The 17,686-nt window shown below is 72.0% G+C and carries 18 protein-coding genes; 10 read left to right on the plus strand and 8 right to left on the minus strand.

The features are described from left to right. Positions 1–346: 346 nt before the first annotated feature. Genes AQI94_RS01390 through AQI94_RS01400 form a run of 3 tightly spaced genes read left to right on the plus strand, consistent with a single transcriptional unit; the run spans position 347 to position 2,579 of the window. On the plus strand, positions 347–604 hold the full coding sequence (locus AQI94_RS01390) for a hypothetical protein (protein WP_031059356.1): 258 nt from the start codon (positions 347–349) through the stop codon (positions 602–604). A 60-nt stretch (positions 605–664) separates the two neighbouring features. Further along, a complete protein-coding gene (gene aroA / locus AQI94_RS01395; RefSeq protein ID WP_031059358.1) occupies positions 665–1,930 on the plus strand; it encodes a 3-phosphoshikimate 1-carboxyvinyltransferase in 1,266 nt (421 codons plus the stop codon). Positions 1,931–1,937: 7 nt separating this feature from the next. Further along, complete coding sequence (locus AQI94_RS01400; protein ID WP_031059360.1) at positions 1,938–2,579, plus strand: GNAT family N-acetyltransferase; 642 nt, start codon at positions 1,938–1,940, stop codon at positions 2,577–2,579. A gap of 585 nt (positions 2,580–3,164) precedes the next feature. Here the strand turns inward: AQI94_RS01400 and AQI94_RS01405 are convergent. The 4 genes from AQI94_RS01405 to AQI94_RS44500 all read right to left on the minus strand — a co-directional run bounded on the left by AQI94_RS01405 (position 3,165) and on the right by AQI94_RS44500 (position 6,086). After that, positions 3,165–3,965 (minus strand): sugar phosphate isomerase/epimerase family protein, encoded by an 801-nt coding sequence (locus AQI94_RS01405; RefSeq protein ID WP_031059361.1) that lies wholly within the window; start codon positions 3,963–3,965, stop codon positions 3,165–3,167. Between the two features lie 108 nt (positions 3,966–4,073). Then, positions 4,074–5,006 carry a bifunctional helix-turn-helix transcriptional regulator/GNAT family N-acetyltransferase gene (locus AQI94_RS01410; RefSeq protein ID WP_031059363.1) on the minus strand — a complete coding sequence of 311 codons (933 nt, stop codon included), beginning with the start codon at positions 5,004–5,006 and terminating at the stop codon, positions 4,074–4,076. A gap of 77 nt (positions 5,007–5,083) precedes the next feature. Then, a complete protein-coding gene (locus tag AQI94_RS01415) occupies positions 5,084–5,680 on the minus strand; it encodes a dihydrofolate reductase family protein (RefSeq protein ID WP_031059365.1) in 597 nt (198 codons plus the stop codon). Continuing rightward, positions 5,661–6,086: a hypothetical protein gene (locus AQI94_RS44500; protein WP_158806470.1), complete on the minus strand. Its 426-nt coding sequence runs from the start codon at positions 6,084–6,086 to the stop codon at positions 5,661–5,663. The genes AQI94_RS01415 and AQI94_RS44500 overlap by 20 nt, the downstream gene beginning before the upstream one ends. Before the next feature lie 678 nt (positions 6,087–6,764). On the opposite strand from AQI94_RS44500, the gene chvE reads away from it, so the two are divergent. Continuing rightward, positions 6,765–7,856 carry a multiple monosaccharide ABC transporter substrate-binding protein gene (gene chvE, locus AQI94_RS01420; RefSeq protein WP_031059366.1) on the plus strand — a complete coding sequence of 364 codons (1,092 nt, stop codon included), beginning with the start codon at positions 6,765–6,767 and terminating at the stop codon, positions 7,854–7,856. Positions 7,857–8,008: 152 nt separating this feature from the next. Here the strand turns inward: chvE and AQI94_RS01425 are convergent, their stop codons facing one another. Beyond that, a complete protein-coding gene (locus AQI94_RS01425; RefSeq protein WP_225890131.1) occupies positions 8,009–8,476 on the minus strand; it encodes a lamin tail domain-containing protein in 468 nt (155 codons plus the stop codon). Between the two features lie 486 nt (positions 8,477–8,962). Beyond that, the gene (locus AQI94_RS01430; RefSeq protein ID WP_031051278.1) at positions 8,963–10,009 is read right to left on the minus strand and encodes a LacI family DNA-binding transcriptional regulator; all 1,047 of its coding nucleotides are present in this window, start codon (positions 10,007–10,009) and stop codon (positions 8,963–8,965) included. A gap of 296 nt (positions 10,010–10,305) precedes the next feature. On the opposite strand from AQI94_RS01430, the gene AQI94_RS01435 reads away from it, so the two are divergent. The 6 genes from AQI94_RS01435 (at position 10,306) to AQI94_RS01460 (ending at position 16,329) form a co-directional block, all read left to right on the plus strand. Next, on the plus strand, positions 10,306–11,463 hold the full coding sequence (locus AQI94_RS01435; RefSeq protein WP_031051279.1) for a Gfo/Idh/MocA family protein: 1,158 nt from the start codon (positions 10,306–10,308) through the stop codon (positions 11,461–11,463). Next, on the plus strand, positions 11,460–12,614 hold the full coding sequence (locus tag AQI94_RS01440; RefSeq protein WP_031051280.1) for a dihydrodipicolinate synthase family protein: 1,155 nt from the start codon (positions 11,460–11,462) through the stop codon (positions 12,612–12,614). Before AQI94_RS01435 ends, AQI94_RS01440 begins: the two co-directional genes overlap by 4 nt. Beyond that, on the plus strand, positions 12,611–13,441 hold the full coding sequence (locus AQI94_RS01445) for a sugar phosphate isomerase/epimerase family protein (RefSeq protein WP_031051282.1): 831 nt from the start codon (positions 12,611–12,613) through the stop codon (positions 13,439–13,441). Before AQI94_RS01440 ends, AQI94_RS01445 begins: the two co-directional genes overlap by 4 nt. Before the next feature lie 305 nt (positions 13,442–13,746). Further along, positions 13,747–14,757, plus strand: coding sequence for a helix-turn-helix domain-containing protein (locus tag AQI94_RS01450; RefSeq protein ID WP_037943497.1), 1,011 nt, complete (start codon positions 13,747–13,749; stop codon positions 14,755–14,757). A gap of 190 nt (positions 14,758–14,947) precedes the next feature. Continuing rightward, the gene (locus tag AQI94_RS01455; protein ID WP_031051286.1) at positions 14,948–15,379 is read left to right on the plus strand and encodes a hypothetical protein; all 432 of its coding nucleotides are present in this window, start codon (positions 14,948–14,950) and stop codon (positions 15,377–15,379) included. A gap of 62 nt (positions 15,380–15,441) precedes the next feature. Further along, positions 15,442–16,329 carry a hypothetical protein gene (locus AQI94_RS01460; protein ID WP_062229538.1) on the plus strand — a complete coding sequence of 296 codons (888 nt, stop codon included), beginning with the start codon at positions 15,442–15,444 and terminating at the stop codon, positions 16,327–16,329. 11 nt (positions 16,330–16,340) lie between these two features. On the opposite strand, the gene rbsD is transcribed toward AQI94_RS01460, so the two are convergent. Next, complete coding sequence (gene rbsD, locus AQI94_RS01465; protein ID WP_031037836.1) at positions 16,341–16,730, minus strand: D-ribose pyranase; 390 nt, start codon at positions 16,728–16,730, stop codon at positions 16,341–16,343. Further along, entirely contained in the window at positions 16,727–17,629 is a 903-nt protein-coding gene (locus AQI94_RS01470; protein ID WP_031037833.1) for a ribokinase, read from the minus strand. Before AQI94_RS01470 ends, rbsD begins: the two co-directional genes overlap by 4 nt. Positions 17,630–17,686 lie beyond the last annotated feature (57 nt).

Consider the following 17,686-nt stretch of genomic DNA (forward strand, 5'->3'; position numbering starts at 1 on the left):
CGGAGATGATCCGCTGAAGGAAACTTCCGTGGGGTCACCAATATCCGGGAAGTTTCTGCCAGTCAAGGGAGTGCACAGTAACCAGGGAGGGGCCGCCATCGGCGCAGTTGGAGGGGGGCGCGCCGATGACGGCGTGCTGCCGGCCGCGGTACGGAGGAGAGGGTTGGTCAGCGTTCGCAGCCAGCAGCGAGGCCGACGCCGCACCGCGGTGACTCTCCGGCAGCTTGCGCATTGGACGAGCGGCGGCGGGGCGGGGTTCCCGCCAGGGGCCGGATTTCCCCAAGTTGGTGCGGCCGGGGTCAACGGGGCGGATGAGTCGGCGACTTGTCCGGCGTATCGTCGCCCCATGGGTCCGTTGATGCCGCTCCTGACCGTCATGGGTGCTCTCGTCGTCGTGCTCGGCCTCTTCACGGCCCTGGCCGCACATGTCCGCAAGCGGGGCACGGCCGGGGGCGGCCTGCGCGGTGCGCTGGCCGCGCACGACGAGGCCTTCCACGGCACCGCGGCCGACTCGTACCACGAACTCCAGGTGCAGACGGACCGCAGAGCGCCGCTGCCGGACGACCGGTGGAAGCGGGGGCCGCGCCCCGGGCGTCGCGCCTGAACGGGGTCCACCCCGTGGACGTCCCGGCGTCGGAGACGGCCGTGGGCGATCATGAGGGGCATGCCCGCCGACACGCCCGCCCCGCAGTCCCTCTCCCTTCCCGGCTCCAAGTCCATCACCGCCCGCGCCCTGTTCCTGGCCGCCGCGGCCGACGGCGTGACCACCCTCGTACGCCCCCTGCGCTCGGACGACACGGAGGGCTTCGCCGAGGGGCTGGTGCGGCTCGGCTACCGGGTGGGACGCTCGCCGGACGCCTGGCAGGTGGACGGCCGCCCGCAGGGACCGGCGGCCGCCGAGGCCGACGTGTACTGCCGTGACGGCGCGACCACCGCCCGCTTCCTGCCCACCCTGGCCGCGGCCGGCCACGGCACGTACCGCTTCGACGCCTCGCCCCAGATGCGCCGGCGCCCGCTGCTGCCGTTGTCGCGGGCGCTGCGCGACCTGGGGGTGGACCTGCGGCACGAGGAGGCGGAGGGGCACCATCCGCTGACCGTGCGGGCGGCGGGCGTCGACGGCGGAGAGGTGGTGCTGGACGCGGGCCAGTCCTCCCAGTACCTCACCGCGCTCCTGCTCCTCGGCCCCCTCACCCGCCGTGGCCTGCGCATCCGCGTCACCGACCTGGTGTCGGCGCCGTACGTCGAGATCACCCTCGCGATGATGCGGGCGTTCGGGGTGGAGGTGACGCGGGAGGACGACGTCTTCGTGGTCCCGCCGGACGGCTACCGCGCCACGACCTACGCGATCGAGCCGGACGCGTCCACGGCGAGCTACTTCTTCGCGGCCGCGGCGCTGACGCCGGGCGCCGAGGTGACGGTCCCCGGGCTCGGCACGGGCGCGCTCCAGGGCGACCTCGGCTTCGTGGACGTCCTGCGGCAGATGGGCGCGGAGGTGTCCGTCGGTGCCGACGCCACCACGGTCAGGGGCACCGGCGAACTGCGCGGCCTGACCGTCGCCATGCGGGACATCTCGGACACCATGCCGACCCTCGCGTCCATCGCCCCCTTCGCCTCCGGCCCGGTCCGCATCGAGGACGTGGCCAACACGCGGGTGAAGGAGTGCGACCGGCTGGAGGCCTGCGCGCAGAACCTGCGGCGGCTGGGCGTGCGGGTGGCCACGGGCCCGGACTGGATCGAGATCCACCCGGGGACCGCGCCTTCGGACCGGACGCGCATCGAGACGTACGGCGACCACCGCATCGTGATGTCCTTCGCGGTCACCGGGCTTCGGATCCCGGGAATCTCGTTCGACGACCCCGGGTGCGTACGGAAGACTTTCCCCGGCTTCCACGAGGCGTTCGCGGAGCTGCGCAGGGGCATCGGGGGGTGAACGGACGGTGACTTTCCAGCTGGAAGGGCCGGTCCTGGCGGGCGCGTTGGTACGCCTGGAACCACTGGACCACGGGCACACGGCGGACCTGGCCGTGGCGGCGGAGGAGAACCGCGGTACGTACGCGTACACCTGGGTGCCCAGGGCCGACGAGGTCGGTGACTACGTCGACGCGCAGCTCGCGCGGGCGGCGACGGGACGGCTGGCGCCCTACGCGCAGGTGTCGGTGGCGACCGGGCGGGCGGTGGGGACCACGTCGTTCTGGGAGCCGCGGTGCTGGCGCTCGGACGAGCGGCTCGACGCCGTCGAGGTCGGGTTCACCTGGCTCGGGGCCTCGGCCCAGGGCACGGGCATCAACGCCGAGGCCAAGCTGCTGCTCTTCCGGCACGCCTTCGAGACGTGGGGCGTCTCCCGGGTCGACCTGAAGACGGACGCCCGCAACGCCCGCTCGCGCGCCGCGATCCAGAGTGTCGGCGCCCGCTTCGAGGGCGTCCTGCGCAACTGGTCCCGCTCCTGGGCACCGGGCGAGGACGGCCTGTTGCGGGACTCGGCGATCTTCTCCGTCACGGTCCAGGAGTGGCCGGAATGCCGCGAGCGGCTGGAGGAGCGGGTGGCCGGATACGTGTCACGCGGCTCCGGCGCCCGCTGATCCCGGCGCTGCTCTCGCCCTTGCCGGATCAGGGCCGCGGAACAGTCTCGCCGGCGTCCGGCCGCCCTGCCCGTGGGTACGGTTGCTGATCCGGCCTGCAGTTCCTGAGAGCCGTGGTCGGTCCAGGGCCAGGTCGCGGTGGGCGTCCGCCGAGCGGACGGGGGACCGGCGCCGCCCTCCGGCCGCCCCGACGTGGACGCCGGCTACGGCAGCCTGCTCGCCGGGCGAGGCCAAGGAGGTCTGCGCCGCCACCGGCAGCAGGACGATCAGCGCCGGCGCGAGTCCGGCGAAGCCCTGCACGGTCGGCAGCAGGGAGCGGACCGCCGAGCCGACCGGGCCCGTCGGTACACCCGGCGCCGGTCGGCCCGGTCGGCCCAGGAACCCGCGCCCGCGCCCTGACCGCCCCCGACCATCGAGACGGCCGGTGCGATGTCAACCGCGCCGCTCCGGACCGTGCTGTGGGCCGTGTCCCACATCTGGCAGCAGCCTGCGGAAGACGGGCGAGGGGCGGGCTCAGGCGCCCGGGACGGTACCGAGCCGCTGCCGCCCTGCCGCCCTGCCGCCCTGCCGCCCGGTCATCCGATGTCAGGCGGAGTCGTTCAGGAGCCTGGCCAGGTGCTCGCGGCCCGCTCCCAGCAGCTCCTCCAGCGGCGCGGCCTTCTCGTACCAGCGCTTCTCGTACTCCCAGCACAGCCAGCCGTCCCAGCCGTGCCGGGAGAGGACCTCCACGCACTCCGCGAGCGGCAGGACACCGGTGCCGAGGGCGACCGGGGTGGTGTCCTCGGCCGAGGCGATGTCCTTGACCTGGACGTATCCGAGGTGCGGGGCGAGGGCCGCGTAGGTCTCGGAGGGCTGTTCGCCGCCGAGCCAGGTGTGCATGACGTCCCAGAGCGAGCCGACCTGACGGTGGCCGACCGGACCGAGGACACGGATCGCGTCGGCGGCCGTGCGGTGCGAGTCATGGGTTTCGAGGAGGATGCGTACGTCGAGGTCACCGGCGTACTCCGCGGCCGTACCGAGCCGCCGGGCGGCCGTGGCGTCGGCTTCCTCTCGGGACTGGTCGGAGGCGGCGCCGGGGAAGACGCGCACAAAGCCGGCGCCGAGGTCGCGGGCGAGGTCCAGGAGGCGGTGGATCTCCTCCACGACGGGCTCGTCGTCGCCCGGGGCGGCCACGCGCGCGTACCCGGCGAGACCGAGGACCTCCACGCCCGCCGCCTTGAACTCGGCGACCGCGTCGGCCCGTTCGCCGAGCCCGATGCCGGGATGCACGGGCTCCTCCGGATGCGCGCGCAGTTCTACTCCGTGATAGCCGTGCGTGGTCGCGAGCCGCAGCACGTCGGTGAGGGGGAGGCCGGGGACACCGAGGGTGGAGAACGCCAGTTTCATGCGCCCTACTCTCGCCCGGTGGAGTCGCTGAGGTCCAGCCGGGCGGAGTGGCGCGCGGCGAGCGGTGCAGCCGACGGCCGGCTCGGCCATTCGCCGGCCGCTCCCACCTCACCCACCCGTCCCGGTCAGATCCAGTCGCCAGTCCTGCCCGTTCAGGTCCTTGCCGAAGGAGCGGTGGGGTTTCTCGGCGGCCAGGACGAAACCGTGCCGCTGGTAGACGCGGCGGGCGGCCGTGAGCACGTCGTTGGTCCACAGCACCAGGTCGCGGTAGCCGACACCGCGCGCGAAGTCGACGACGGCCGACACCAGCCGGTCCCCGATGCCGAGTCCGCGCGCCTCGGGCTCGACGAGGAGCAGCCGGAGCCGGGCGGTCGCGGGCGCGTCGTCCCGTACGCACATCACGCACCCCACCGGACGCCCGTCCAGCTCGGCGATCCACACCCGCTCCAGATGCGGGTCGTGGTCCTCCGCGAAGTCGGCGACGATCCTCGCGACCAGGGCTTCGTAGTCGGCGTTGAAGCCGTACTCGGCGGCGTAGAGAGCCGCGTTCCTGGCCACGATCCAGCCGAGGTCACCGGGACCCGGCTCGCGCAGCAGGACGTCCTCGCGGCGGGGAGGGCGGCCGTCGGACAGGAGTGTGCGGACGGTCCGCATCGCCTCGGAGAGCCGGGGCCGGTCGGCCGAGGGGACGGTCGCGAGGAGCGCGCCCACGGATTCGTCGGCGCGCTCGGCGAGCAGCGCGGCGGTCTCCCGGCCGCGCGAGGTCAGCGCGACCCGGCGCCGGCGCGGATCACGGTCAGAGGCCGTGCGCTCGATCAGCCCGTCCTGCTCGAACCTGTTCAGGATCCGGCTCAAGTACCCCGCGTCCAGGGAGAGTTCGGTGCGCAGATCGGCCGCGTCGGTGCGCGGCGAGTGGGCCAGTTCGTACAGCACGCGGGACTCGGTCAGGGTGTACGGCGCGTACAGCCGGCGGCTGTAGTCGAGGGCGCCGATGACGTTCGTGTAGAAGCGGTTGAAGGCGCGGACGTCCTGGACGGTCATGATCGGTCGACCCCCGGATACTTGACTCAGTCAGAGATACCGACGGACCGAGCGTAGGACGTCCGCGCCCGCCGCGGCTACCCCTCGGCAGCGGGCCGGTAGACGCACACCTGCACGCCGGTCTTCCCGGCGACTGTGGACACCAGCTCGAAGGGCCGCTTCGCGCCGTCCTCGGGGAAGATCGACTTGCCACCGCCGAGCACCACCGGCATCACGATCAGCTGCAGCTCGTCCACGAGCCCTTCGCTGATCAGCGTGCGGACCAGGGTGGGGCTGCCCATCATCGCCAGCTCGCCGCCTTCGCGCTCGCGCAGCTCACGGATCCGCGCGACGGCCTCGGAGCCGGGGATGCGCTCGGTGTTGTTCCAGGTCAGCTCGTCGTCGCCGAGGGTGTCCGTCACGACGTACTTCTTCAGGGAGTTCAGCCGGTCGGCGAACGGGTCCCCGGCCCGCTCGGGCCAGGCCCCCGCCATCGTCAGATACGTCCGCCGCCCGTACAGCAGCGCCTCGGCCCGCTCCATCCCCTCGGTGAACGCCGGGCCGAGCACCTCCTCGTCGAAGTACGGGTGCGACCAGCCCCCGTGCGCGAACCCGCCGTCGGTGTCCTCCTCGGGCCCGCCCGGCGCCTGCACGACCCCGTCCAGACTGATGAACTCACTGACCACGATGCGCATGGGACTCACTCCATTTCCTGGTCGGCCGGTTACGGCTTTGCAGACCGAGGCGGGGCGCGGAACTCATCGGTGGAGGGGAGCATATGTCGGGGGTGACGGTCGCCACGCAAACGGCTCCGCCACCCGGCCGCAGGTGCGGGTGGCTGTCCCCGCGGCCCCAGTCGACCGCGATGCCGGCTCTCCACCGGTCGTCGGTGAACTTCTGCCCCCAGTTGGCGCACACCGGGCGCTGCGTCGCGCGTTCGTCTGCTTCCTGCGCGGGACGGCGCCGCGCCTCTTCGTACCGGCGGGGGTTGCCGATCGTGTCCCAGAGGTTCTGTCGGCCATCGCGGCCGAAGCGCCAGAACGCGGGCCCGGCCGGGCCGTGCCCGCGCAACGGCTCCAGCGTGGTCGCCACGATCGGCATCGCCTCGCCCCCTCTGCTCCGCGTGGAGGCCGAAAGCGGCTTTGAACATCTCTCTGTAACCGTTCCAGTTCGTACCGTTGACACCCCATACCCGGCCCCTTACTGTCACGCCAACTTCCGAACGCTTGGCGATATTTCGAACATGCGAAAGGCGATTGCCCTGTGCACCCCCGGAATCAGCACGCACGTGGCCGGAACGCCGTGGCGCAGCCCGACGTAGGTACAGGAGCACGCCGGCAAAGGGAGCACGAGAGTCGGCGATGCCAGGCCGTAGCAACGCGCTGATCGGCGATGTACGAGATGCCGAGGCGTCTGAGCACCGACTCGAGCAACGTGCCGGGCCGGCCTGATCGCAACCGTACGAGCCAGGTTCGCCGGTTGCTCGCTCGCCTTGAAACCCGTGCGCCGAGACCCCGACGACCTCGGCTGCTGCGTGCGGATCGGGGAGGGCGCCCAAACTGATCCGTTCCGGTGCACCGCTCAGTCCGAAGTCCGGTCCGCCCGGGGATCTGCCCGTACGGCACTCGTCTGCGACGCCTGCCCGTGCCACAGCGCGCGAACAGCGTTCCGACTCGCTCTCGACCTGCCTGCCGAGCGCCCGGCTCGCTCCACCACTTCCCCCTCGACGACTGGTCCGCCGCAACTCCTCAACGATGAGAAGGACAAGGAACGATCGCCATGTTCAACCGAAGAACCGCCCTCGCTTCCCTCGCCGGAGCCGCCTCTCTCGCCCTTACCGCGTCCGCCTGCGGCCAGAGCAGCGTGCGCAGCTCCGAGGGCACGTCCGTGGGCGGTACCGTCGGCGTCGCCATGCCGACCCGGTCCTCCGACCGCTGGCTCACCGACGGCAGGAGCATCGTCAAGGACCTGAAGGGCAAGGGGTACAAGGCCAAGCTGGTCTACGGCGACGACGACCCGAAAGCCCAGGTCTCCCAGGTCGAGAACCTGATCAAGCAGCGCGTCGACGCACTGATCATCGCGGCCATCGACGCCAAGTCGCTGAACGGCGTGCTTCAAGAGGCCGCCGCTGCGCACATTCCGGTGATCTCCTACGACCGGCTCATCCTCGGCACCAAGAACGTCGACTACTACGTCTCCTTCGACAACGAGATGGTCGGCCGGATGCAGGCTTCCCACATCATCAAGAAGCTCGGACTGGAGGACGGCAAGGGCCCCTTCAACATCGAGCTGTTTGCCGGCTCCCCCGACGACAACAACACCAAATATTTTTTCGACGGTGCGATGGCGCGCTTGCAGCCGTTCCTGGACAGCAAGCAGTTGGTCGTCCCTTCGGGTCAGACCAAGCTCAGCCGGATCACCACCTTGCGCTGGGACGGGCCCACCGCGGAAAAGCGCATGAGCGGAATCCTCGCCACGTGGTACCACGGCAAGAAGGTCGACGCGGTCCTGTCGCCGTATGACGGCATCTCCCGGGGGGTCCTGTCCGCGCTGAAGTCGGACGGGTACGGCTCCGGCAGCGGGCTCCCAGTCATCACCGGGCAGGACGCCGAGCCTGCCTCGGTGAAGTCGATCATCGCGGGTCAGCAGTCGGAGACCGTCTACAAGGACGTCCGCGAACTCGCCGGGGCCGCCGCAGAGATGGTCGACGACATACTCAAGGACAGGCGTCCGCGGATCAACAACAGACGCGACTACAACAACGGCGTCAAGAACGTGCCCGCCTACTTGCTGCAGCCGCAGAGCCTCGACGAGACCAACTATGACGTTCTGATCCGGGACGGTTACTACACGGCCGACGAGCTCAAGTAGCGCCGGGCCTTGACCCCGAATTCCGGACACGGGTTATCCCGCTGGCGTCGGCCCGACTGGCGCGCCTGAGTGACGGAGGGCCCGCCGGGCGAGCCGGCCGGCCCTCCGTCACTCCGCGGCATCACCTCGAGCCGCGGGTGTGGGAAGCAGGGTCAGTGGTGGCGGCCACCGTGGCGGTGGTGGCCCCAGGACGCGTCGTCGATGAAACGGTCGTGGTCGTTGCGCAGGGTGGCGGTGTCGGAGTAGTTGTCCCACACCTCGTTGTGGCGGTCCATGTAGAGGTCGCTGTCGGTGTCGTGGCCGTAGCCGGTGTGGATACGGACCGTGGCGCGCCCCTCAAGGCGGTAGTGGTCGAAGGTGTAGGTGTCGCCGTCCTCGTTCGTCAGAGTCCAGCCGTCGAGGTTGACCGTGCGGCTGGAGGTGTTGGTGAGCTCCACCCACTCCTTGTTCAGCGAACGTCGCGAACGGTCGTCCCAGCCGGGTGAGTCGTACTGGACCGCGCTGATCTCCACCTTCGTGCGGTCGGGCCGGCCGTGGTCGGCAGCCGACGCCGGCAGCGCCACCGCCCCGACGATCGCGGCGGCCGCGAGAGCGGCGGCGGACATCCGACGGGCGGTCACCGTGGAAGAAGACACAAAGCCCCCAGGCTGTACGGGCACCCGCCCGTCCCGGGGCCCTGACAGCGCAGCGGGTGGGACGAGTTGGTGCAGTGTGCGGGTGGCGGCCGGTCGGCCGCACACCCACACCATGGCCGTTTCGTGCAGGTGGTGAACGCGATACGGGCGGTCCGTTACTGTTCATCCGTATTGCTGTGACTGTCGCTTGTAACGTCCATTCATGCGGCGTATGTGCGAAATTGACGCCCCGCCATGAGAGATCCCGTGCGGGTCCTGGCCGTCCCCCGCGACCGCCAGGACACGCCACCCCAGCAGCTGCACGAACTTCACCTGTGAGCGTGTAACAGCGCTCGGACTCCGCGCCGGTGCCGTTGCCTACGGGCGGCTGGTCAGGCGCGGCCGGCCTGCAGTTGTACTGGTCGGAGAAGAGGATGAGCCGGCCCTGCCGCCGACGCCTGACCCGAGGCGCCCCCGACGACCCCCGCACCCTCAACCCCGAGGAACCCCCGAAGACCCCCGAACCATCAACTCCCCCCGCACCGTCGCGATCCCCCCGGGCGGCGGCTCCTCCCGCCCCATGGCGATCCGGCCCGCCCGCGCCCCCGCCTCCGCCAACGGCAACCGCACCGTCGTCAGAGCGGGCACCGCGTCGATGCTGAACGGCAGATCGTCGAACCCGGCGACGGACACGTCGTCCGGAATCCGCAGCCCCGAATCCCGCAGCGCGGCGCACGCTCCCAGCGCGACGGAGTCGTTCGCGGCCACCACGGCCGTGAGGGACGGGTCCCGCCGCAGCAGCTCCAGCGTGGCCTCGTACCCGGACCGCCGGTCGTAGCGGCCGTGCACGGTCCAGCGAGGGTCCTCCTCGATGCCGTGCGCCGACAGGGCCGCCCGGTGGCCCTCCAGCCGGTGCCGGGTGGTCGTCCGCTCCTCCGGGCCCGCGATGTACCCGAGGCGGCGGTGGCCGAGCCCGATGAGGTGTTCCGTCAGTTCGCGGCCGCCGCCCCGGTTGTCGAAGGTGAGCGCGAACGCCCCGGTCTCCGGCGCCGGCGGTCGCCCGCACAGCACGATCCGCGTCCCCGCGTCCGCCAGCTTCCGCAGCTTCGCGGACATCGCGGCCTGGTGCGGCGCGGCCTCCGTCGCCCCGCCCGTCAGGACGACCGCCGCCGCCCGCTGCCGCTGGAGCAGCGTGAGATACGTCAACTCCCGCTCCGGGGAACCCCCGGTGTTGCAGACGACCCCGAGCCGCTCACCGCCCGCGCGCCCGCCCGGTCCGCCGATCTCCGACTGGATCGCGCCGGCCATGATCCCGAAGAAGGGGTCGGCGATGTCGTTCACGAGGATCCCGACGAGATCCGAGGTGGCGGCGGCGAGCGAGCTGGCCGGCCCGTTCAGCACGTAGTCCAGCTCGTCCACGGCCCGCAGCACCCGCTCACGGGTGGACGCGGCCACGGGGTAGTTCCCGTTCAGTACGCGCGACACCGTCGCGGGGGAGACCTGGGCGCGGGCCGCCACGTCCGCCAGGGTCACCGTCATCTCGTCGTCCTCCGGTTGCGCGCCTCAGCGTGCCGCGGTGTGCCGCGGCCCCGCCCTGGCGCATCTCAGTCGTACTCCGTCGTACACGCGGGCCCCCACGGCCCGGTTCCGAGCCGACCTTAAGCCCCCCGACCCCAGTCGTTCGCCCCCTCGAACAACTCACCCCGTTCGCGGGCTTGTCCAGACCGCTGGTCAGAGGCTAGCTTCTTCCTAGATAGAAAGCGCTTGCTGTAACGCTCATCAGTAGGGCGTGCGCGGCGCGCACAACCGCGTACGACTCCTATGAAGGGAATGACGTGACACGCAAGACGGTGCGTATCGCCATGAACGGTGTGACGGGGCGCATGGGCTACCGCCAGCACCTCGTCCGCTCGATCCTCGCCATCCGCGAGCAGGGCGGTCTCGACCTCGGCGACGGCAACGTGCTGTGGCCCGAGCCGATCCTCGTGGGCCGCCGTGAGCACGCGCTGAAGGCCCTCGCCGAGCAGCACGGCCTGGACCCGGCGAACATCTCCACCGACGTGGACGCGGTCCTCGCCGACCCGACCGTCGAGATCTACTTCGACGCCCAGGTGACCTCCGCGCGCGAGGAGGCCATCAAGAAGGCGATCGCCGCCGGCAAGCACATCTACACCGAGAAGCCCACCGCCACCGGCCTCGACGGCGCCCTGGAGCTGGCCCGCCTCGCCGAGGCGAAGGGCATCAAGCACGGCGTCGTCCAGGACAAGCTCTTCCTGCCGGGCCTGCTCAAGCTCAAGCGCCTCATCGACGGCGGCTTCTTCGGCCGCATCCTCTCGATCCGCGGCGAGTTCGGCTACTGGGTCTTCGAGGGCGACTGGCAGACCGCCCAGCGCCCGAGCTGGAACTACCGCGCCGAGGACGGCGGTGGCATCGTTGTCGACATGTTCCCGCACTGGGAGTACGTGCTCCACGAGCTCTTCGGCCGGGTGAAGTCCGTGCAGGCCCTCACCGCCACCCACATCCCCCAGCGCTGGGACGAGGACGACAAGCCCTACGACGCCACCGCCGACGACGCCGCCTACGGCATCTTCGAGCTCGACGGCGGCGCCATCGCCCAGATCAACTCCTCCTGGGCCGTCCGCGTCAACCGCGACGAGCTCGTCGAGTTCCAGGTCGACGGCACGGAGGGCTCGGCGGTCGCGGGCCTGCGCAACTGCCGCGTCCAGCACCGCTCCGCCACCCCGAAGCCGGTCTGGAACCCGGACATCCCCGCCACCGAGGTCTTCCGCGACCAGTGGCAGGAGGTCCCGGACAACGCCGAGTTCGACAACGGCTTCAAGGCCCAGTGGGAGCTCTTCCTCAAGCACGTCTACGCGGACGCCCCCTACCAGTGGGACCTCCTCGCCGGCGCCCGCGGTGTCCAGCTCGCCGAACTGGGCCTGAAGTCCTCGGCCGAGGGCCGCCGTCTCGACGTCCCGGAGATCTCGCTGTGACGATCCGACTCCCCGACTTCCAGGGCGGCTTCAGGGCCTACGCGCCCCGCGAGGAGCCCTTCGCCGCCGCCTCCGGCACCCCCTTCACCTCCCGTACGGTCTTCTCGGCCGCGCACGTCGTCGCCGACCCGTTCGCCGACGCGACGCCGGACTCCCCGGCCGCCGTCGACTGGGACGCCACCCTCGCCTTCCGCCGCCACCTGTGGTCGCACGGACTCGGGGTCGCCGAAGCCATGGACACCGCCCAGCGCGGGATGGGCCTGGACTGGGCGGGCGCGGCCGAGCTGATCCGCCGCAGCGCCGCCGAGGCGAAGTCGGTCGGCGGGCTCATCGCCTGCGGTGTGGGCACCGACCAGCTCACAGGCCCGGCGACCCTCGCCGAGGTACGGGCCGCCTACGAGGAGCAGCTCGCCCTCGTCGAGGAGTCCGGCGCCCAGGCCATCCTGATGGCCTCCCGGGCCCTCGCGGCCGCGGCCAAGGGCCCCGAGGACTACCTGGAGGTCTACGGCCACCTCCTGCGCCAGGCCGCCGAGCCGGTGATCCTGCACTGGCTGGGCCCGATGTTCGACCCGGCCCTGGAGGGCTACTGGGGATCGAGCGACCTCGACGCGGCGACCGACACCTTCCTCCAGGTCATCGCCGCCCACCCCGACAAGGTCGACGGCATCAAGGTCTCCCTCCTGGAGGCGCAGCGCGAGATCGACATCCGCCGGCGGCTCCCGCAGGGCGTCCGCTGCTACACCGGCGACGACTTCAACTACCCCGAGCTGATCGCGGGCGACGAGCAGGGCTTCTCGCACGCCCTGCTCGGCATCTTCGACCCGCTGGGCCCGCTCGCGGCCGAGGCTGTGCGGGTGCTGGACACCGGGGACGCCAAGGGCTTCCGTGAACTCCTCGACCCCACGGTCGAGTTGTCCCGGCATCTCTTCCAGACACCCACCCGCTTCTACAAGACGGGCGTGGTGTTCCTCGCCTGGCTGGCCGGCCACCAGGCGCACTTCACGATGGTCGGCGGCCTCCAGTCGGCCCGCTCCCTGCCGCACTTCGCGCGCGCCTACGAACTCGCCGACGGCCTGGGCCTGTTCCCGGACCCGAAGCTCGCCGAGGAGCGCATGAAGAACCTGCTGTCCCTGTACGGGGTGACCCAGTGACCGACCTGTCCCGCTTCTCCATCAACCAGATGACGGTCAAGCAGCTGTCCCTGCCCGAACTGGTCGAAGCCTGCCAGGAGCTGGGCATCGGCAACCTCGGCCTGTGGCGCGAGCCCGTCCAGTCGTACGGCGTCGAGGAGACGGCCAAGCTGGTCCGCGACGCGGGTCTGACCGTCACCACGCTGTGCCGCGGCGGCTTCTTCACGGCCATCGACCCCGACGAGCGGGCCGCCGCCCTGGACGACAACCGGCGCGCGGTCGACGAGGCGGCCACCCTCGGCACCGACACGCTGGTCCTGGTCTCGGGCGGTCTGCCGGCCGGCTCCAAGGACCTGCACGGCGCCCGTGAGCGCATCGCGGACGCCCTGGCGGTGCTCGGCCCGTACGCCGAGGAGCACGGGGTGAAGCTGGCCATCGAGCCGCTGCACCCCATGTACGCCTCGGACCGCTGTGTGGTCTCCACGCTCACCCAGGCCCTCGACCTGGCGGAGCGCTTCCCCGCCCGGCAGGTCGGCGTCACGGTGGACACGTACCACATCTGGTGGGACGACAACGCGCCCGCGCAGATCGCCCGCGCGGGCGCCGGCGGCCGTATCCACACCTTCCAGCTCGCGGACTGGACGACCCCGCTGCCGGAGGGCGTGCTGAACGGCCGCGGGCAGATCGGCGACGGCTCGATCGACATGCGGGAGTGGCAGCGGTACGTCGAGGCGGCCGGCTACACGGGTGCCATCGAGGTCGAGCTGTTCAACGACGCGCTGTGGGCCCGCGACGGCCGCGAGGTCCTCGCGGAGACGGCGGAACGGTTCGTGGCACACACCGTGTGAGGCGGTCCGGGCATTTCGAAGGGGCCCGGCCGATGACCGGGCCCCCTCGGGTTTCCCCTCCCCATCAGAACCCCCGCGATCCCCCCAGATCCCCCTCCAAGAGTCCTGATGCCAAGTACGACCCGCCAGGTCGGGGGAGGGTTGTACGGGCGCACCGACTTTTTTCCGCACCCTCTTCGCGGAGCCGACGGTGACCGGCGGTGACGGAGGGAAGCGGCCGAATCCATACGTTGCCCGTGTGACGCCCGAGGCCCCAGGCTGCTGCCTGCCGAGCACGACTTCCGACGCTCCTGGGGGACCGTTCCGTGCTGCGCATCCACTTCACCCCCGATGACCTGACCCGCATCAGGGTGGCGAGTACACCGGACCCGCTCTGGGAGACCGCGTTCAGTCTGCACCGCCTCCAGACCACCCAGGGCCGCTGGGCCTACGCCGACTGGCATCGCGGCACCCTGGCCGCGCTCACCGGCACCAGGCTGGGCGCCGCCGTGCGGGGACTGCTCATCCCGGTGCTGCCCAGGGCCCGTTACTGGCCCGACTTCCTCACCCCGGCCGAGGGCGCGGACGGGCTGGAGGCGGGGCTGGCCGCGGTCCGGGACACCCCACCCGAGCGGGTCGTGCACGAGATGAGGCTGCTGGCCCGGTGCAGCGGCGCCCCCGACTGGGCGCCCGCGCTGGCGGAGCCCGACCTGCGGAACGAACTCGTGCGGGTCCTGCGCGCCTACCACGACACCGTCGTCGCACCCCACCTCGACCGGATGTGCGAGTCCCTCGCCGGGGAGCGTGGCCTGCTCGCCCGTTCGACGCTCAACGGCGGCGTCGGCGACCTGCTCAACGGCCTCTCGCCCGCCATGCGCTGGTGCCCGCCCGTGCTCCACGTCGACTACGTCGAGGACCGCGACCTGTACCTCGACGGGCGGGGCCTGCGCCTGGTCCCGTCCTACTTCTGCTGGAAGGCACCGGTGTCCCTGGCCGACGGCTCGCTGAAACCGGTGCTGGTGTACTCCGTGCAGCACGTCCGGCCGTCCGGCCCGGCCGCACCCGACGCCGCTCTCTCCGCGCTGCTGGGCCGCACCAGAGCCGCCGCGCTGCGGGCCGTGGCCCTCGGCATGACCACCTCGGAACTGGCCCGCTTCCTGGGCGTCTCCCCGGCCACGGCCACCCACCACACCACGGTGCTGCGCGACGCCGGCCTGAGCACGAGCCGGCGCCTGCAGAACACCGTCCTGCACACCCTCACCCCGCTGGGTGCGGCGATGCTGCGGCGCCCCTCACCGGCCGAGCACGCCGGGGCGGCGGTGCCGAGCGACTTTTAGTCAACGGCGCCCGGCACCACAGACACCGTCCGGCTCATGGGCCCCGGCAGACCCACCCGCCGCACCGGAGCGACGAACTCCGCTGCCCCGCCTGCGACTTTCGAGGCTGTTCGAAGGGCGTGGTTCGAACGGGCCCGCGCTGCGACCGTATCCGGCGGCACCACCACCCACCGGAAGAGGAGATCCCAGCATGCCGAACAGAGACCGCAGCCGCCGGGCCGTCGTCGCAGGAGCACTCGTGTTCGTCTCCGCCGCGACCGGCATGGTGCTCGCCCCCGCCGCCTCCGCGGCCCCCCAGGCCTGCACCCCCTCGCCACTGACCACCGGCGAGTACGAGAGCCAGGGCACCGTCCGCAACAAGTCCGCCACCAGCTCCTGCGGCGACCTCAACCTGACCTACTCGTTCAACACCACGTCCCGCACCTACGACTACTACGCGGGCCGGCTGCGCCGCTCCGACGGCACCTGGTTCACCTGCGCCAAGCGCTACGTCCAGGCCTACGACGGCAACCACAGCATCAACGACTCCACGTACTGGCTGTGCACCGACGTCAACGACAACACCCCGTTCAGCGTGGCCAGCCTCCTCGAGGGCGGCGACAACGTCACCATCACCCACTGACCTCGACTCCCGGTCCCGGGGTGCCGCGTGCGCGCGGCACCCCGGCCGGCGGAAGGACGGACGTGAACCGGACCAGCCTGGCGCGCACCCTCGTCGCAGCGGCCGCCGCTCTGCTCACCGCCGCGTGCGGCACGGCGGCCGGCTCGTCCGGGCAGGAGCCGAGCGCGCCGCCCGCGCCCACGACGGCCGCGGCCCCCGCGCGGGTCACCCACACGCTGCCCCGGGACCCGGCGCTCATGGTGCTCCCGGCGACGGGCGCCGAGAGCCGCTGGACGCAGGGTCTGGACGTCTTCGTGCAGCAGGTGGCCCGCACGGCCGCCGCCGACTGCGCGCACGACGAGGGGATCGCGCCGCCCGGTCAGGAGGTCCCGCTGGCCTTCATCTCGTACGCCGAACTGCCCGACCTCGCCTTCCTCGGCCGCCACGGGTTCGGACACGGCACGGAGGTGCCCGTACCGACCCCGGCCGCGAGCCCCGGCGCGGCGCGGTCCGGGGGTGCCGCCGAGACCCGGCGCTGCCGTGCCGAGGGGGAGGCCGCCGGGTCCGCGGTGCGCAACGTCTATCTGCCGGTGCAGCGGGCGTGGTTCGGCGCACTCACGGCCTCGCGGAACGATCCCGCCGCGTCCCGGGCCCTGCGCGGCCTGCCGGGCTGTCTCGCGGACCGCGGCTACCGGGTCCGCGACGAGAACGCCTTCTTCGCGCTCGTCGACTCCCGTCTGATGAACGCCCCCGCGGCCGACTACGCGCGCGAGGACAGCGCCCTCGGCAGTGCCTACGCCCTCTGCATGCGCCCGGTCGAGGCCGCACGGGAGCCGGTCCGGCGCCACCTGCGTGAGCGGTTCCTCGCGGAGCACGCCGAGCAGATCCGCGAGCTGCGCACCGCCCTGGTACCGGCGTTGCGCCGCGCCGAGAGCACGTACGGCCTACGGCTCGCCTTCCCGACGCCCTGAGCCGGCCGACGTCAGAAGAACACCCCGCATCTGAGCAGCACGTTCGCGTACGGCCGTGCCTCGCCCGTGCGCACCACCAGCCGCGCGCCCGCCGACAGGACCTTGAGCTCCTCGTGGGAGACCAGGCGCAGCGCGGGGAAGCGGGCGTCCAGCAGCTGCGCGGCCGCCGGGTTGGCGCCCCGCACCTCCTCCGCCGCGGTGCCCGCCTCCACGACCAGCTCGGCGAGCAGCCCGTCCAGGACCTCCGCGAAGGACGGCACCCCGGCCCGGAAGGCCAGGTCGACCACGCGCGGCCCGTCGGGGATCGGCATGCCGGCGTCGCACACCAGCACCCCGTCCCCGTGCCCCAGCTCGGCCAGCGCGCCGGAGAGCTGGCGGTTGAGTATCCCGGCCTTCTTCACAGCGCCTCGACCTCCTCCGACGTGGGAAAGGAGTCCTGCGCGCCCTTCCGGGTCACCGCGACCGCCCCGACCCGGGACGCGTACGCGGCCGCCTCCGCCAGTCCGGCACCGGCCCCCAGCCGGAACGCCAGCGCCGCCGTGAAGGCGTCCCCCGCGCCCGTGGTGTCCACGGCGTCCACCTTCACCGACGCCACCCGGCTCACCCCCGCCGAGGACGCCACCAGCGACCCCTCGGCGCCCAGCGTCACGACCACCGACCGCGGGCCCTTCGCGAGCAGCAGCCGCGCCCAGTCCTCCGGCGCGTCGCTCACGCACGCGTCCCCGAGGATCACCTTCGCCTCGTGCTCGTTGACGATCAGCGGATCGCAGGCCGCGAGGACCTCGGTGGGCAACGGCCGCGGCGGTGACGGGTTCAGCACGAACCGGCTGTCCGGAGACAGGTTCCGTACGACCTCCACGACCGTCTCCAGCGGGATCTCCAGCTGGGTCGACACCACCCGGGAGGCGTGGAAGAGACTGACCGCGGCGCGTACGTCACCAGGTGTCAGACGCCCGTTGGCACCCGGCGAGACCACGATGGAGTTGTCCCCCGAGGGGTCCACGGTGATCAGCGCGACCCCCGTCGGGGCCCCGCCCACCAGCACCCCCACCGTGTCCACCCCGGCCGCCCGCTGCGAGTCGAGCAGCAGCCGGCCGTGCCCGTCGTCGCCGACGCGGGCCAGCAACGCCGTACGGGCGCCCAGCCGGGCCGCCGCGACGGCCTGGTTGGCGCCCTTGCCCCCCGGGTGCACGGCCAGGTCCGAGCCCAGCACCGTCTCGCCGGCCCCCGGCCGCCGCTCCACGCCGATCACCAGGTCGGCGTTGGCCGACCCTACGACCAGAAGGTCGTAGTCGTACATGAATGACTCCCCTAGTCGGTGACGCGGGGCGGGCGGTCGAAGCGACCGCCCGCCCTT

It is taken from the genome of Streptomyces pseudovenezuelae, assembly GCF_001513955.1.
GTDB lineage: Bacteria > Actinomycetota > Actinomycetes > Streptomycetales > Streptomycetaceae > Streptomyces > Streptomyces pseudovenezuelae.